Genomic DNA, 16,341 nt, shown 5'->3' with positions numbered 1-16,341 from the left:
GCGTCATCACGACCCGTCCGCGCTCAGCTCGACGCGCAATTCATCGACCGACACGACGTTGCCCTTCGGCGCGTTGAGACCGCTCACGCGCACGAACGACACCACGAGCTGGTTCGGGTTGCCCACGCCGAGCCGCGCGAGTTGCTCGGTCACATCGAACGCGATCATGTTTGTGCCGTGATGCGTGGCCGTCGAAATCTCGAATGCGCCCAGCGTCCCGACGAAGTGATCGCCTTTCACGGCATCGACATCGCCGGTTGCGGGAAGGTTGAGATAGACGTTGTAAAAGAAGCCGCCGTTCTGCCCGGCAGCGGTTATGGCAAGGCCGTCCAGCACGAGCTTCACGTGGCGCAGTGACGCCTTTCCGGGACCCGCCGCTTGCGGCGCTTCGGATGACTCGTCGAGCGTCGTGGCCGGCGACGATGCGAGCACGTCCTTCAGCGCGGTCGCGTTCGTGGCCGCGAGCGGAATGACGGCGCTCAAGGACGCATTGCCGAGCCCCACGCCCCTGACGCCGCCCAGGGAGCGTCGGGTCGCGGAAATGCTGCGGCCCGGCGTTGCGGTGAACGTGCCGGCTTGCGGCCGTCCATGAATCGACGATACCTGCGCCTGTACTCGCACGATCCCTCCACGTTGCGCTTGCGGCGGCAATACAACCGGCATGCTGTTGTTGGCATACGTGTAGCCGAGGTTCGACACCATGCGCGTCTTCGACTTCGCCATGGTAAGACTATTTGCATACGTGAAGCTGCCGCTCCAGTAGCTATTCGTAGCAGCGGGCACCTTGCTCGTGGAGCGCAGTTCCCACGCGCTCCACAGGCGGTCGATATTGCAATGATGCAGATAGAAGATCGGATCGATCGGCGCGGTCAGGATGTTCCCCATATAGCCGCCGATGATGTCGTGCACCGGATTGTGCGGTGCATTCTCGAACTTCGTTTCGAAAGCGTTCCTGGTGCCACGCTGCATGTTGACCACGGTCGAGGCGAACGGACTGAGATCGAGCGCCTGATAAACGTTCGAGTTCACGCGCGACACATACAGCGGATTGCCGCTCGCCGTATCGGTGAATTCGGATGGAATGACCGGGTACGTGTAGTAATCCCAGTAGGGCAGCGTCAGGCCCGTATCGCCCGACGTGGTCTTGAGCTGCTGTTCGATGTAATACATATAGCCGCGATGCCACGCGAGAAAGTACGGCTCGCTATGCGGGCAATAATTGCGGTGGACGTTGACCCAGTATTGCCACGATGCCGGCTTGCTCGCATCGGTCATGCCTTTCATCGTTCGAACGGCGTTGAGAAACGATGCGTAGTGCGTCGTCGATTTGAACGCCTGCCATTCGAGCCTGACGACCGGCGTCGTCACGGCCCCGGCCAGTTTGGGAAGCGATGCGAGCGCGAGCGCCGACGCCGTTCCCTTTACGAACGCGCGCCGCTTGATCGAAGTGGAGTCCATACGAAACCTCATGAACGTGGAAAGGCCAGGTAGAGTTAGCGACTGGCTTCCGCCGCACTGCCGCAAGGCCCACGCAACGGACTCGCCCTCCACAGTGGGCAGAAGAAGTATGGACGACGTTCGCGAACAAGCAATCCGGTCTTTAGAATAGCGAACGAATGGAATGTGGGCTAACGAACAGACAGAGCAATGTGATTACGGCTTTCGCGTCATGCAAGACGGTGCAGCAATCTTCAGAAGAAGCGCTTCAGCGCCGTCGGCTACTGAATCATGAACGTCTCATACTCCAGCATGTCCAGCTTGCGATCGAGCCACACGAGACTGACGAGCAGCACCAGCAGCAGCGACCCCGCGAACCCGTAGCCATACCATCCGGGGTTGGCCGCGAGCGTCACGCCCGTCAGCGCCACGTTCGATACGACGAACAGGCCGACGAGCGCCAGCACCACACGCCGCTTGTCGAGATAGAAGAACACGTTGATCACGCCCATGAACAACACCTGCAGGCTGGCGGCGATCACATCGATATAAAGCAGCGGCGAGTAAAGCGCCGAAATGCGCAGCCATCCGAGCAGCGCGGTACTGATCGCGAAGAGGAGAAGCGCGGCGGTCGCCTGCACTTTCACGATTTCATAGAGTCCGTTGCGCAATGCCTCGACCATCGCGTTGCGCATGCGTTCGATATGCTGCAGCGATGCGCCTTCCCGCACCGCGCCATAGAACGCGTCGTAATACTCGACGAAGTCGGTTTCGATACGCATCAGGAACACCGCCATGCCGGGAATGATCGCGAGATAAGCGAGAAAAACGGGAATGTCGTAGATGATCGATGCCCGCAACGGTCCGATCACATCCTGTCCCGTGCCCGGTGCATACCAGAACATGAACTTGTCGGCCCAGATGGCGAGGTTGTAGAGAAAACCCGTCGCCATCAGCGTCGGGTAGCGGTATCGCTTTGAAAAGAACTCGAAGGAGATGAAGCGATCGCTCGTGTAGTCGCGATAGATCAGCGTCAACAGTCCCGCGAGAAGCACCGTTTGGCCGAACACGAATCCGCCGAGCAATCCCGTCAATCCGAATAGGTTGAGCGTGATGGCCGCGCCCGCCGTCAAGGAATATCCGATGAAGAATACCCACAAGATGGACGTGTACTGTTTCATGCCGGACAGGAAGATCGTGGCCAGCCAGATGTTGCTCATCACGACGAAGCCGGCGAGCATCAGCATTCGGTACGCCGCCGGCTGCTGCGGAAACAGAAGAACGACGGCAAGTCCGCCGAACAGAATCGCGGCGATTGTCGCAACGAGCGCCGCGCCGTGGTAGTTCGGCAGCACCATGTCGCCGCGTTTCTCGAAGAGGCGGTCGGACGTGAAGCGCGTGAAGCCGAGTTGCAGCGGCCCCGTCAGGACGAGCGACAAGGAAATCAAATACGTGACCGACACCTGAAACTGTGTGATGAGTCCGGTAGGCAGCACGAACGGCAGGCTCAGAATGCCGATCAGCAGCATGCCGATGATCGACAGTATCCACGGTCCGGCGCTGATGAGGCCCGCATACGCATAGGCCTGCATGAGTCCGACGAGCGTATCGCGCCGGAGCATCTTGCGCAGTTCGAAGCCGATTCCCGCCATGACGATCCCCGTGTCAGTCGTTTGCGCGGCCGATCAGCCGCTCGTATAGCGTGCGATATGCGCCGACCATTCGCTCCTGCGTATAGAAACGTTCGACGCGCGCGATGCCCGCTGCCTGCGCGGCGCGCCAGTTCTCTTCGTCGAGCAGATCGAGTGCGGCATCGGCGAGTGCGCGCGGATCGGCGATCTGCACGACGCGGCCTGCCGCTCCGAGCGCGGCATCGTCGCCCGGCAAGCCGTAGATCAACTGGCGGCACGAGCCGACATCGGTCGTCACGGAAGGCACGCCCGCCGCGAATCCTTCCAGCACGACGAGCGGCAATGCTTCGGATATCGAACTGAGCACGAGAACCCCGCATTTCGGCAACAGCTCGTCGATCTTCTGGAAGCCCAGAAACTTGACCTTGCCTTCGAGTCCGAGACTTTCGACAAGGCTGCGGCATTCGCGTGCGTATTCGGCATCTTCGTCTTCGGGTCCCGCGATCCATGCCTCGGCGTCCGGCTCCTTGCGCACGACCGTCAGCATCGCGCGAATGAAGGTCTTGATGTCCTTGATCGGGACGACGCGGCCGATCAGGCACAGTGTCTTCGGCACGCCGGGTGCACGCTTCGCGCGCAGCGCGGAGAGCCTCGGCAAGTCGACGCCGTTCGGTATGCTCGCGGTCCTTTGAGCCGGCGCACCATCGGCGACCTGCCGCTGACGGTTGCCTTCGTAAAGCGCGATGATGTCGTCCGCCGCGTCGTAGCACACGCGTCCGAGCGTCTCGAAGAAGCGCACCCACAGGTCGCGAAAATAGCCGACCTGCGATACGTCGCGCTCGAAGATGCTGCGGTTGTCGCGTATCCACTGGCTTTGAAACAGGTCGATCTTGCGTTCCTTCGTATAGATGCCGTGCTCCGAAACAAGCAGCGGCCGTCCGGTGCGAAAGTGGGCGAGTGCGCCGAGAAAGCCCGCATATCCCGTCGATACCGTGTGATAAACGCCTGCATCCGGCAGGTCATTGGCGATGCGTGCGAGCAGCCACAAGGGCTTGTGCATCACGCGTACGGTCCAGAAATAGTTGACGAAGGAAGGGTCGGTGCATCGCTCGCGATACTGCTCGGTGATCGTCTTCCACGCCTCGTGCGAATAGAGGAATTCGCGTTCCGACAGACGGCCGTCGGGCGCGAGCTCCTTGAGCATGTCACGCAGCATCGAGCCGGCGGCGGCGCGCATGGCCGGATTGCGCATCGCTTCGTGCAGTTCCGCCGATCGCGCGAAGGCTTCGCGATCGCCACGGCGTTTCTCGGCCTCAGGGGCGGCTTCGAAGTCGTAGAGAAAATGATTCTCCTGGTGCACGACGTTGTCCGGCAGCGCATACGACGCCTTCGGATAATTCTGCGGGCGGCTGCCGAGGAAGCACAGCGCGAACGTGAGATCGGGAAAGGCGCGGATCATCTGGTTGACCCAGCTCGATACGCCGCCGCTCACGTACGGAAATGTTCCTTCGAGCAACAGCACCACATCGGCGCGCGAGGCTTTGGGCAAGTCCGTACTGAGCGCAGGCCATGTTTTGATGGATGCTGCATCGGGAGGGGCAACGGTGTTCATGTCGGGCCTTTGCGGAGCGTGGCGAGCGAACCGCGCCAATAGTCGAGCACGGGCTTCATCACGGGCAGGATTGCGGACGGGCTCATCTGCGCAAGCAACGTCTTCACGCGTGCGAAATCGCCGCGCCGATACGCCGCCTCCGCGAGATAGGGCAACATGCGATCGCGCGCGAAGCCCTGCTCGATGGCACGCTCGAGCAGATTGTCCGCCGCATCGAGGTCGCCGCGGTCGAGCGCGAGCCGTCCGCGCATGCGCCACAGCGCGGCGTCCGAGGGATCGATATCGAGTGCAGCGGCGGCGTAGGCGTCGGCCTGATCGGCTGCATTGCGATAGACATCGCCCTGAACGAGATGCGCGTAGATGAGTTCGCCATAAAGTTCGGCGAGTGTCTTGTTGGCCTCATAACGCTCCCGGGGCGAAAGTTGCATTGCGAGCTTGGGACGTTGCGCGAGGATGCGCTGGGTGAGCTGCTTTTCCTGACTGTCGAGCATGCCGTAGGCGAGCAGGCGAATATCGTCGAGCGGATCGGCCAGCATGCCGCGCAGGAGCGGACTGATGGTATGCGCGGGCATCGACTGCATTGCGAGCAGGGCGGTCATGCGCAGCGACGTGACCGCTTCGGCGTTCTGCAGTTCGGCCTTCAGCCGCGCACCGCGCCCGTAAGACACGTGGGGGATCAGATGCGTCGCGAACTCGGGCTCTTCGACGTAGGCAATGTCGCGCGCCTGCGCTCGACGCGGCAATGCAAGCGCAACGGCCATTGCGCCGACGGAGGCCAGCGCGCCGCCCGCCGGCACCGCGAAGTTGAGCAGCCACAGATAACACCACGCGCCTTTCGAGCGATACCGCTGCGGCAACGCACGCCAGCATGCGAACGCGATCAGTGCGGCCGCGATCGCCTGCATCGAAAGGCACGTGAGCAGCACGCGCGTCGGCGGGCCGCCGTGCGCGGCGAGCACGAACACGCATGCCTGAACGACGACGCCACACACCGCCGCCATCCATGCAAGTGCAACGATGACGCGCTCAGTCTTCCACATGACAGAGCCTCAGAAAATGATGCAGCGCGTCCACGGGCGAATCGGCGGTGAGACGCATCGCATGCGTCGCAACATGCGCCGATTCGAAGTCCGCACCGAACTGCGCGCGCAGATTCTCTTCGATTCGCAAAAGATAACCCGCCACCGCGCTTTCGCCGGACAGCGGCATCAGCGTGAGGACGACGCGTCGCGCTGGCGTGATGATCGGCCACTGCGCATCGAGCGAGCGTCGCAGGCGCAGCACATGTTCATGCAGCGATGCGCCGAACTCGGTGGTATCGAAGACGAGCGCAACCAGTGATGATTCCACGCCCGTGTCACGCAGCAGATGGACGAGCCGCGCATAGTCAAGCGCGAAATCATAAGGACAACGGGGAAACGCCTGAAGGATGGACCTGCTCACCTCGGCATGGCGCACGCTGTCGGCGTAATAGCCGCACAGCACCAGCAGGAACTGCAGGTTGTCGCGGGTCATCGCGAGAAAGGGCATGCGTTCCACGACGAGCAGTGCGACGTGCCGCCCGGCTGCATCGAGCAAAGGCGCAACCGCGCGATAACGCGTGCCGGCGCCGGTCGCATTCGATTCGGGATGCGTGAGCACGAGCTTGTCGAGCGCCTCGCTGACGAGCGGATCGTTCGCATCGAGTTCGAAGGGCTCGCCGACGCTTGCAACGGGTGTCGTCGCAACGGTGTCTCCAGTCCATGCGAAGAGGCTTGCCGCTTCCAACTGGCACGCTTGTGCCGCGGTCCTGAGAAAGCGCGCGGCGCCTTGCAGTGGACCATCGTCTTCGTCGTTGAGCGCGAGCGAACGAAGGCGCGCAAGAGAGTCGCGTAAGGTCGCGGGCCGCGCGAGCACGTCCTGTTCGAGCCGTTCATGCGACAGGCGCAAGAGGAACTGGTTCTTCGTGAGAATCGACAGCCGTTCGGCGAGATAGTCGTTCGCAATGCGCGCTTGCCGCTGACGTCCGATCCAGATATCGCCGAATTGTCCGCACAGCAACGTGAGCACGAAGCCGCCGAAGAAGAAGCCGCCCGGAAACGCGGCATGACCGTGCGTGCCGGTGTACCACTGAGGCGCATGCCACGCGAGCAGCAGCAACAGCGCACTCGCCGTGCCTGCGAGCGTGCCGTAGCGCAATGCGAAGACGACCGGCACGAGCCACACCCAGCCAAAGCCGGTGCGGGAGAGGAGCGGGTCTGCCGGATCGACGAACCAGCAAAGCGCGAGCAGCGCGATGGTCGCGACGACGACTTCCATTGCGATGAACGCGGCCCGTCTGCGCGAGATGCCCGATGGCGCGAAGACACGCGCCCACGGCATGTCGCCCGCGACGGACTGTCCGCTTTGCGCGGCGCGCTGGCGTCGCGAGCCGCTATCGTTCATGACGCCCATGGCGGCTACTTCGTCAACGCGCCGAGAAGCGACTTCTCGAGCTTCTGCGCGACGCCCGACAGCGCATCGCGGCTCCATCCGGTGCGGCTGCCCGCCGCGCTCCAGACGACCTTGCCGCTCGCCACATCGACGACATCGAAGGTCAGACCCACGGCCGGCTCGCCATCGACGCCGACCTTGTAGCGCCACTCCGTCACGGCGCCGGTCAACGCGTAGCGCACGTTCTGCGACCGCGCCCAGGCGAGCGCCCTGGCGTTCGCGTCGGGCTTCGCGGTATCGAAGAGGGTTTCTTCGTCGCCGGTATCGGGGTATCGCGTGAGCTGCATTCCGTGCGATGCCAGCAGGCTCTGCGCAATCGCCGATGCGCGCAAGCCCGCTTGCGGCGTTTCCGTGCGATTGGCGATCGGCAATACGGTCCAGCTTGCGTTCTTGTCGAGCGCGGCGGCGGCAGTGTCGCTGTGATCCATCACCGCGCATGCGTTGAGCGCGAGCAACGCGCATGCGCTCACCAATGCGGCTTCAAAACGTCGTGACACTCTCATATGTGCTCTCCGATTGATTCGGTATCCGATGTATGTTCAAACGAGCGTCGTTAATAGAGCCAGCGATATCGCACGCCGTACTCGGTGAACGCCTGCGTGCGTCCGGCCGTCGCGCCGGCATGCTCGTAGTAGACGAGCGCCTGGTCATTGCCGAACACGCTGCCCGCGAATCCCACGCGCACTTGCGCGGTCCAGCCCTGGTTGGAATCGTGGATCGGTCCGGCAGCGAAGAATGGCCGCCAGGCGCGCGTGTAGCCCTCGGGGAGATCGTCGCCGAAAGAGAACAGCACGCCTTCCTGCGTGAACGACTGCGGCATGAACTGGCTCGCGGTCAGCGGCGTGCCGGCGGGCAACAGGCGCGCCAGTTGTCCGCCGGGATTGCCCGACGCGCTGTACTGCCCGTGCGTAAAGACCGCACGGATCGTGTAGTCGGGGTAATCGGCGCGCAGCTTGTAGCCTGCGTTGAAGTCCACTACCGTCCCGGTGCCGAGAAACGACCGGTCCTGTCCATGAAAGCGGTCGTATTCCACGCGGCCGCCCACGAAAACATGCGGGTCCGGGCGATAGTTGAAGCCCACGCTCACGAGGTCCTTCATCCCGCCGACGATCAACTGGCTCGTCTCGGTCGCCGCCTGATTGACGCCGAGGGCATAGTTGAAGCCAAGCGTTTGCTGCTCGAACAGCGTCCCGTCGACGCGAAACGTCGTGAAGTCATCGAGTGCATTGCGGCGGCCCATGCTCACGCGCTCGCTATCGTCGAGGCCGAGATGCCGCCACGTCAGCAACAACTGGCGATCGTGGCGCGGCACGTTGACGAGCGTGTCATCGCCGTGCTGATTGCGCTCGGCGTAATCGAGCGCAAGCGATTGCGTCGGCGACAGTCGAAGGCCCGCGCCGATACCGGTTTCGGTGTACGACAACCCGCCCTGATCGACAACCCTGAAGTGCGGCGCGATGGCCTGCGCGTTGCGCAGCAGTTGCTCGCGCAGTATCTGATTGACGATCTCGTCGTCGGGCAGCGCGAACTGCTGTTCGTACGCGTGGGTCTGGACGTCGCCGAAGCGGCCGGTCGCGGCTTCCGCATCGAGGCGGTTCTGACGCGGTATCCAGTCGGCCTCGGTATCGAGCAAGCGGTTCAATGTCGTGCGGTCGCGTTCCGCGAGCGCGATCGTCACTTCCGCATAGACGGGGCGCGTCGCACTGTCGATGTACTGGCGCAAGAGCCACAGGCTTTCGGCGTCATAGGCGTCGTGCGATTGCAGCCAGCCGAGCGCGGCTTCGCGGGCCACTGCGGAATAGAGCCGCTGCTTCTTCTCTTCCCGATGTGCCGCGATTTGCATGGCATCGTCCGCCGTGGCGCGTTGATTCGTTATCCCGATGGATGCGTCGTCTTCCCGAAGCAATTCGATCAACACTCGCCGCGATGCATCGCCGCCTGCGAACTGGTCGGTGAGGCCCACCATGCGACCGCGCAGGTCTTCGCGCTGCTCGTCGTCGAGCATGGCCGGCTGCTTGCCCGATGCGCGCAACGCCATCTGCGTGCGCCATACGGCATTGCGTACGCGCCATGCATCGTCGATACGGCCGTTCAGTTCCAGTGCATCCGCGTAGCCGAGCGCCCACAAGGGATCGTCGCGGCGCGTTGCGGCCTGCTTGTGCATCATGTGCAGCGCGCCGCGCGCATCGCCGAGGCGCAGACAGGCGGCCGCGTAGGGCGCCCATAGCGCGCTGTCGCGTTCGGCGGCGCGCGCGTAGCGGGCGAGGGCGGCTCGCAGTTCGGCATCGCTGCCGCGCTCGTTCAATGCCCAGAGCAGCGCGGCGCGTGCTTCCTGATCCCCCGGGGCGATAGCCAGCGCCGCGCGGGTATCGGCGAGTGCGCCGTCAGGGTCGCCTGCGCGCCGAAGGTACTGTGCACGCGCGAGCAGGAAGCGCGGCGAGCGCTCGGCTTCCTCGCGCGCGGCTGGATCGAGCGATGCCAGCAATGCGCCGATGCGCGCGGTCGCGCGGGCTCTCAGATAATCGTAGATCGCGAGTTCCAGCAAACGCTCGCGGCCCGTGCGGCGATACGCAAACTCGGCGATGCGTCCCGCTTCGAGCGGCTCGTCGTCGTACAGCGAAACCATCGCGGTGAGATCGTCGGGAGAAGCCTGGCCGCCTTCGACGAGTCTGTCGTACCCTTCGCGCGCTTTCCGGTCCTGCTGGCGCAGCGTGGCCATCATGGCGTAGAAGCGCCAGAAGTCGCCGTTCTGCGGGCTGGCGTTGTTCTTCGCAGCATCGAGCACCGCAAGCGAGCGATCGAAACGAGCGCGCGTGTAGTACATGAGACTGAGTTTCAGCGCGTACGACGGATCGGGACCGAACTCATTGATTAGCTGTCCGTAAGTGGTCATGGCGAGATCGTCGTCGCCCTTGCGTTCGGCGAGACGCGCGTAGCGTTCGAGCACTTGCCGGCGATACGCACCCTTTGCACGCGCTTGCAGAAAGTCGAGTGCGGCGTCCGGGTCGGCCTCTGCTTCGTAGGCGCTCACGACGCGATCGAGCTGCTTCATGTCGCCCGGCGCGCGGTCGGACTCGTGAATGGCGGCGGCAAGCATCGCGTCGTTGTCGCCGAGGCCGGGGGCGAGGCGTTCGACCTGCTTCCAGTACTTGTCGTCGCCGTGCATGCGGGCAAGCACGAGATAGTTGGCGAGCGCGACATTCGGCGCGCGATTCCACTCGGCAACCTGAGCCAGCCTTTCGCGCCATTGGGTGGATGCCGGATCGCGATCGACCGCCGTTTGCGCGACGCGTTGCGCGGCTGCGAGATCGCCGTTGGCGAGAAAGACCCTGAAGCCGAGTTCGAAGTCGGCGGGATCGGGAGGCGCTTTCTCGTCGGCGATACGGGCGATGCGCGTCTGCTCGGCGCCGCCGTTCATGCAGGCATGGGCGCAGATCGTAAATCGTGGCGACCGTGCGTCATGCGCGGGGCGGGCCGATTCGAGCGCCGCCAGTCGCATGGCGTTCTTACGCGCCGACATGTCCAGCAGGCGTTTTGCGTATCGATCCGCGATGTCGGGCCGCCCCGCCGCGAGCGCGAGCTTCGTCAGATAGCGCAGCGTTTCCCGATCGCGTCCGAGCGATCCGATGTGCGTATCCGCAGCGACGAGCGCATCGGCGAGGCGGTTGCCCGCTTGCAATGCCTGCACGCCCGAGAGAAACAAGCGGCGTTCGTCGTCGCGTGTCCTGGCATGCGTCTGCGCCGCAAAAAACGCATTCGCCGCGCCCACGTGATCGCCCGCGGCGAGCTTCAGTTGTGCGCCCTGCGTGAGCCAGCGCGATGCCTCGTCCGGCTTCATTTGCGCGAGCCGCTCGTAGTATCGCCCCGCGAGCGCGCCGTCGTTGAGCGCACGCGCTTTCGCTGCGAACGCTTCGAGCTCGGCTGCGTCCCACGGCTTGCCGATCGTTTCGTCGAGCAATGCACGCAGTTCTGCCAGCCGCGCGCGACGAGCGGGATCGCCGGGCGCGAGCGCATACGCCTCTGTCTCGGCGAGTTCGATCCGCACCTTCAGCGCCCGCAGCTGCGCATGTGGATCGCTCGAGACGGAGAGCCGTGCGAGCATCCGCTGGGCGTCCGCGATGCGCTGCGCCTTCAGATACTCGCGCGTCAATTCGTTGAGCACATCGGTGTTATCCGGTTCGATACGCAGCCACGCTTCCAGATAGGCGACGGTCAGCGTATCCACCTCGCGGCCCCGCAGCAGACGCTCCTGCAAGCGCTCGCGCGGGAACGCGAGCACGAGCATCAGCGTGACCAGCAGCCCGAAAGCCGCCACGACGAACGGCGAGAAAAGCCGCTGGCGATCAGCTTGCGCAGACGACATCGACATGGACGGCATCCGATTCGTTGCGCTTCGATGCGGGCGGCGAATACACGCGCCGTCCCTGAGCGATGGCGGGAAGAAGCGCACGCCCATTCGCCCGGACGACGCATGCACCCGCGCGCGCCTCGCCGCCGATGGCGAAATGCGGCGCGACATGCGACGTCAGTTCGAAAACGAAGCCTTGCGCAGTTCGCGTGAAGCGATCGACGACGCCATTGGCTTCCGCGAGATACGGCATCTTCGCCGCTTGCGCCGCGTTGACAATGCGAAAGCGCGCCTCCCCGCCGCTCAGGCTGACGTAGACGCCGCCCGGTCCCGCCTTGAATCCGATCACGCCTTCTGCGCTCGCGAGATCGGGCACGCGGTCGTCGGGCAGCCGCACGGTGCGCAGGGAGCCGTTGCCCCGAATGCGCCAGAAGTCGCCATCGCGCGTGACTTCCATGCGCTGGAAATCCAGCACTTTCTGGGCATACTCGGATGCATAGACGGGCATGAGCGGCTGCGCCGACAACGTGCGATACACCTCCGACAACGTCTTCACCGATGCGTACTTGGTGCCCGAGAACATGTGGTAATAGACATCGACCGGCTTGAAGCGGATCGGCGTCTCCGTCATGTCGAACGTTTCGAGCACGCGCCGATAGCCGTAGTACGGTCCATGCCACAGATCGGTGTACGGCTCTTCGTTCTGATTCGGCGCGAACACCTGAAAATAGCCGTCCTTGTTCACACCGAGCGGCGCAATCGCCGTCCAGCTCGGGTAACGCTTCGTGATGAGCGTGTCGCCGCCGTTCATGTTGTAGACGCCCGCCTTGTCCGCAGCCTCGATGACGCTCGCGGGCACCTGGCAGTCGCCGCTCCATAGCAGCACTTTCACGCGCTTGGCCGGGGGCGCGAGCGTGTCGATATAGCGGATGGAGCCGCCGATTTCACGGTCGGTGTCATAGCGATAACCGGGAATGTCGATCGACAGCCCGTTGTAGTTCGCACGGCCCCCGCCCTCGGCGGTGTCGTCGCCGCTCGACTTGCCGAGGCCCGTCACGCGCATCCACTGCAACGGATGCGTATAAGTATGGCTCGCCATTTCGACGTTCGGCAGCGCGAACAGCTCACGCGCGATCGCGCGCAGGCGCGGTGCATCCTTCCTGTAGGGTCCGTCGTCCGATATCTCGCCTTCGATGACGGAAACGGTAGTTGGCAGCCCGAACTTTCGGATGACGTTGTAGAGCGCGTCGCCGGAGTATTGCGGCGGGGCGTTGGTCGATACCTTCATCGGTCCGCCGTTCACGTCGAACTCCGCGCGCGAGGCGAGACCGTCGCCGTCGATATGCGTCATCAGCAGGCGCCGCCCGTTCTCGGTGGTCGGGTCGGGGGCGGGCATGTCGTCGGGAAGGCGCAGCGCCGCGCGAAAGAAGCGTATCGGCTGCAGTACCCAGCGCGCCTGATTGGCCATCGGCATGTCGAAGACGGCGAAGGGGCGCATCGCATAGCCGCCCCACGGCGTGATCGCGGCGGCATCGATTGCGAAGTCGTTGCCCGCATCCGCCGACGCAAGCCGCAACAGCGAACGACTGCGCGCACCGGCGCGAACGTTCGCCGTATCGTGCGGATCGGGTTGCGGCTGCATTTCGAAGCCCATCATCGACGCATCCATCGATTCAACGCGCAATCGTTTGCCCGGACGCCCCGCGACGGGTTCGAGATCGAGCTTGCGCGCAAGCTCGCCGCTCATGTCGATGCCGAAGGTCGTCAGCATCGCGACAGGCGTGCGGTGATCGACTTGCGCTTCCAGCCAGTCGCGAAACGCGGACGGGTCCGGCGCCGGATAATCGAGCCAGACGACGACGCCCGCGTATCGCTTCGACAAGTCGCCTTCGGGCAAAGGCTTCGCGACATCGGCGAATTCGACGCGGTAGCCGAGCCAGTTGAGCGGCATGGACACGAAACGCACGCCCGGCGTCACGTTGAGATTCGCGCCGGGCTGCACGTCCTGAACGACGAGAATCGTGCGCGATGCACTCGCGTCAGGCCGGCTCGGAATTCCGCTGCCAACGGTTTGCAACGCGCCATCCGTTACGTAGGGGATGAGCCCTTGCTGCCTGATCTTGTCGATGGCGTCACGCGCGCACTCGCGATCTGAAGGCGGGCAGTAATCGATGGACAGCACTGGCAGCGCATAACGCTCGCGCAGCGTGCGCGCCTGAGCGAGCAGCCATTGACGGTCGGCTTCGGGCACCGCGACATAGCGCCTGTTCGCCTGGTCCCATCCGCGATACAGCGATTCGAACGCGACCGCATACGCCAGGTCGTGCACGCGCGGCATCAGTTCGAATCCGCGATTGAAGATGAGCCGCGCGTCCGGATAGCGCGCCTTGATGGCGCGGATGACCGCCACCACGCCGGCTTCTTGTTGCGCGCGTTCTTCATCGTTGCGGGCAATGGCCTGATACGAATCGAGCGTATCGAGAAAGAAGCCGCGATAACCGCGCGCCCATAACGGCGCGATCACGCGATCGACGAAGAATTGCGGCCATCCGGGCGCGGTCTGATCGACGATGCGCGAGGCCCACGCCGCGTTGCTGCCCTTCAGCCACGCGGGCGGCATGTCCTTGTAGTACGCACGCGCGGGCGTGACTTCGCCGACGCTCACGTAAGCGAGCCATCTGGACTGAGCGGATGAGGCTGCATGCGTGGAAGGCGAGAAGCCGCTGTCCGGCTCGACGACCACCGCATCGAACGACGACAACTGCCCGACCGGCACGGGCGAGCCGTAAAAGAGCGCAATGGACGGGTCGCGCGCGCCTTCGTCGGCGCTTGCGGGGAGCAGCGTCATCGCGAGCGCGGCCGCGAGCATCGTCGCGAGCGTGCGTCCGATACCGCGTGACAGCGCGAGCATCAGGCGGCGTGATCGCCGGCGCGGCGCGCGTCGGCTGCGTGAGATGCGGCTTGATCGAATGAAATGCGGTGTCGTCTCATATCGTGGGCCTTCGCGGCGCTCTCGGTGATGTGCACTGGACGTGCGATGTCCTCGCGACTCGCGATTGGTCTGAGCAAATTGGATGCCTGCACGCGTCATAAGCGGTGCGTCGAGGCGTGCGGTATCCGGTGAGGACGAACCATCGCGCTCTTACAACGCGACCGGTAGTATTCACCGACGCCCGTGCTGCCTGATGAACACCATCAGCGCAGAGAAGGCCGGTGGCACGGACGGATCGGCGCATCCCAGTTCGATGTCCCCATCGCCCGAAACGATGATGATGCGATACGTCCGCCCGTCCGGCACCGGCCGGGTTGCGGCCCGCGGCGCGGCAGCCGGCTGCTCCCGCGCGGCGGAGACGAGACGCGAAAGTTCTTCGCGCTCGGCGGGCGACAGATCGTTTTCGTCGATGACGATGGGCCGTGCGAGGCCGGGAAAGAAGCCGACGCCCCCGTCGATGATCAGTTCAGCGTGCACAGGAAACTCCTTCTGCATGCGATCCGAAGTAAAGCGCACCGGCTCACAATACACCGACCGTGTCCCAGGCTTTGGTGACGGCCTTCGCCTCGGCGCTGCCCGCGCCGTACAGACGACCCGCGTTCGATACCGTGAGCTTCGCGAAGGCCTTGAAGTTGACGTTCGGCTTGAGATGCTCATCGTTGAGCGTTTCGTACCAGATGCGGCCGGCTTTCTCCCACGCATAGCCGCCGATGTCGAGCGCGGCCAGGCAGAACGCGCGGTTCGGGATGCCCGAATTGATGTGCACGCCGTGGTTGTCCTGCGCGGTCTGAACATAGTGCGCCATGTCGGCGGGTTGCGGGTCCTTGCCGAGAACGGGATCGTCGTACGCGGTGCCGGGCTCTTTCATCGAACGCAACGCGACGCCGTTCACGCCGCTCGTGAGCAGCCCCGCACCGATCAGCCAGTCGGCTTCGCTCGCCGTCTGCTTCAGCGCATATTGCTTGATGAGCGCGCCGAACACGTCCGACACCGATTCGTTCAACGCGCCCGATTGACCTGAATACGCGAGCGCGGCTGCGTGTTCGGTGACGCCATGCGTGAGTTCATGGCCGATCACATCGAGTGCGATGGTGAAGCGATTGAACAAAGTGCCGTCGCCGTCGCCGAACACCATCTGCTGCGAATTCCAGAACGCGTTGTCGTACTCGACGCCGTAATGCACGGTGCCGATGAGCGGCATCCCCGCACCGTCGATGGAGTTGCGCTCGAACACCTTCAGATAGAACTCGAAGGTCGCGCCGAGGCCGTCGTAGGCTTCGTCCACGCTGACATCGTCGGATGGGGGCGAGCCTTCCGATCGCACCAGCGTGCCCGGCAGGGTCTCCGTGTTGTTCGCGGTGTAGATGCTGCGCTGCGCCGATGCCGCGGCGGCCGGAGCCGCGTGCACGCCGCGCCTCGGCGCGATCAGCGCCGCCTGCACGGAGCGGATCTGCCGGAAGGTGTGGTCGGCGCTCAGCGTTTCGACGGCGAGCGAGCGCTGCTGCGGCGTGCCCTTTTTCGCGATCTCCTTGAGCATATGCGGCGGCAGAATGCAGTGGATCGGATGAACTCGTTCATGCCGGGCGTGATTGCACATGGTCTTCTCCCTGGTTTCGAGTGAGCGAGACGGATTCGGCGCACGATGGCTACGCGAGACCGAACGGTCGATCGGGTCCCCGCGCGCCGCACGCCGCGCGTCTTCATGACGATGCTTTGCAGTGCTGCCTGCAACGATACGTGATTCGCGCGCAGTCATCACGCCGGATAGCGTTGACCGATGCTGCCCCCCGCGTAAACCCCGCCATCCGCGGACCCTTTGCGTAAGAAACGGGTAAGCCGGCGCACGTAC

10 protein-coding genes are annotated in these 16,341 nt (G+C 64.0%); all 10 read right to left on the bottom strand.

Annotated features, from left to right (window positions below; genetic code table 11):
- Positions 1-6: 6 nt before the first annotated feature.
- The 10 genes from P9255_RS11645 to P9255_RS11600 all read right to left on the bottom strand — a co-directional run bounded on the left by P9255_RS11645 (position 7) and on the right by P9255_RS11600 (position 16,089).
- The gene (locus P9255_RS11645) at positions 7-1,458 is read right to left on the bottom strand and encodes a tyrosinase family protein (protein WP_309767575.1); all 1,452 of its coding nucleotides are present in this window, start codon (positions 1,456-1,458) and stop codon (positions 7-9) included.
- Positions 1,459-1,718: 260 nt separating this feature from the next.
- Entirely contained in the window at positions 1,719-3,089 is a 1,371-nt protein-coding gene (pelG, locus tag P9255_RS11640; protein ID WP_309767577.1) for an exopolysaccharide Pel transporter PelG, read from the bottom strand.
- 13 nt (positions 3,090-3,102) lie between these two features.
- Entirely contained in the window at positions 3,103-4,680 is a 1,578-nt protein-coding gene (gene pelF / locus P9255_RS11635) for a GT4 family glycosyltransferase PelF (protein WP_309789509.1), read from the bottom strand.
- Positions 4,677-5,720 carry a sugar ABC transporter permease gene (locus P9255_RS11630; protein WP_309767581.1) on the bottom strand — a complete coding sequence of 348 codons (1,044 nt, stop codon included), beginning with the start codon at positions 5,718-5,720 and terminating at the stop codon, positions 4,677-4,679. Before P9255_RS11630 ends, pelF begins: the two co-directional genes overlap by 4 nt.
- The gene (locus tag P9255_RS11625; RefSeq protein WP_309767583.1) at positions 5,707-7,113 is read right to left on the bottom strand and encodes a PelD GGDEF domain-containing protein; all 1,407 of its coding nucleotides are present in this window, start codon (positions 7,111-7,113) and stop codon (positions 5,707-5,709) included. The genes P9255_RS11630 and P9255_RS11625 overlap by 14 nt, the downstream gene beginning before the upstream one ends.
- Positions 7,114-7,118: 5 nt before the next feature.
- Positions 7,119-7,655, bottom strand: coding sequence for a penicillin-binding protein activator LpoB (locus P9255_RS11620; RefSeq protein WP_309767584.1), 537 nt, complete (start codon positions 7,653-7,655; stop codon positions 7,119-7,121).
- A 50-nt stretch (positions 7,656-7,705) separates the two neighbouring features.
- The gene (locus P9255_RS11615) at positions 7,706-11,521 is read right to left on the bottom strand and encodes a tetratricopeptide repeat protein (RefSeq protein WP_309789508.1); all 3,816 of its coding nucleotides are present in this window, start codon (positions 11,519-11,521) and stop codon (positions 7,706-7,708) included.
- Entirely contained in the window at positions 11,496-14,411 is a 2,916-nt protein-coding gene (locus tag P9255_RS11610; protein ID WP_309789507.1) for a bifunctional glycoside hydrolase 114/ polysaccharide deacetylase family protein, read from the bottom strand. The genes P9255_RS11615 and P9255_RS11610 overlap by 26 nt, the downstream gene beginning before the upstream one ends.
- Positions 14,412-14,663: 252 nt before the next feature.
- Positions 14,664-14,969, bottom strand: coding sequence for a protealysin inhibitor emfourin (locus P9255_RS11605; protein WP_309767588.1), 306 nt, complete (start codon positions 14,967-14,969; stop codon positions 14,664-14,666).
- Positions 14,970-15,012: 43 nt separating this feature from the next.
- Complete coding sequence (locus tag P9255_RS11600) at positions 15,013-16,089, bottom strand: M4 family metallopeptidase (RefSeq protein WP_309767589.1); 1,077 nt, start codon at positions 16,087-16,089, stop codon at positions 15,013-15,015.
- Positions 16,090-16,341 lie beyond the last annotated feature (252 nt).

Origin of the sequence: Caballeronia sp. LZ019, assembly GCF_031450825.1 — a bacterium.
In the GTDB taxonomy this organism is placed as follows: Bacteria; Pseudomonadota; Gammaproteobacteria; order Burkholderiales; family Burkholderiaceae; genus Caballeronia.
This window is presented reverse-complemented; position numbering and strand designations above follow the sequence as displayed.

What these genes read in the sequence shown, in the direction of transcription:
- P9255_RS11620 (WP_309767584.1), bottom strand. Translation starts at nt 7,655, where the DNA reads ATGAGAGTGTCACGACGTTTTGAAGCCGCATTGGTGAGCGCATGCGCG.
- P9255_RS11600 (WP_309767589.1), bottom strand. Translation starts at nt 16,089, where the DNA reads ATGTGCAATCACGCCCGGCATGAACGAGTTCATCCGATCCACTGCATT.
- P9255_RS11615 (WP_309789508.1), bottom strand. Translation starts at nt 11,521, where the DNA reads ATGTCGATGTCGTCTGCGCAAGCTGATCGCCAGCGGCTTTTCTCGCCG.
- P9255_RS11610 (WP_309789507.1), bottom strand. Translation starts at nt 14,411, where the DNA reads ATGCTCGCGCTGTCACGCGGTATCGGACGCACGCTCGCGACGATGCTC.
- P9255_RS11625 (WP_309767583.1), bottom strand. Translation starts at nt 7,113, where the DNA reads ATGGGCGTCATGAACGATAGCGGCTCGCGACGCCAGCGCGCCGCGCAA.
- P9255_RS11630 (WP_309767581.1), bottom strand. Translation starts at nt 5,720, where the DNA reads ATGTGGAAGACTGAGCGCGTCATCGTTGCACTTGCATGGATGGCGGCG.
- P9255_RS11645 (WP_309767575.1), bottom strand. Translation starts at nt 1,458, where the DNA reads ATGGACTCCACTTCGATCAAGCGGCGCGCGTTCGTAAAGGGAACGGCG.
- pelG (WP_309767577.1), bottom strand. Translation starts at nt 3,089, where the DNA reads ATGGCGGGAATCGGCTTCGAACTGCGCAAGATGCTCCGGCGCGATACG.
- pelF (WP_309789509.1), bottom strand. Translation starts at nt 4,680, where the DNA reads ATGAACACCGTTGCCCCTCCCGATGCAGCATCCATCAAAACATGGCCT.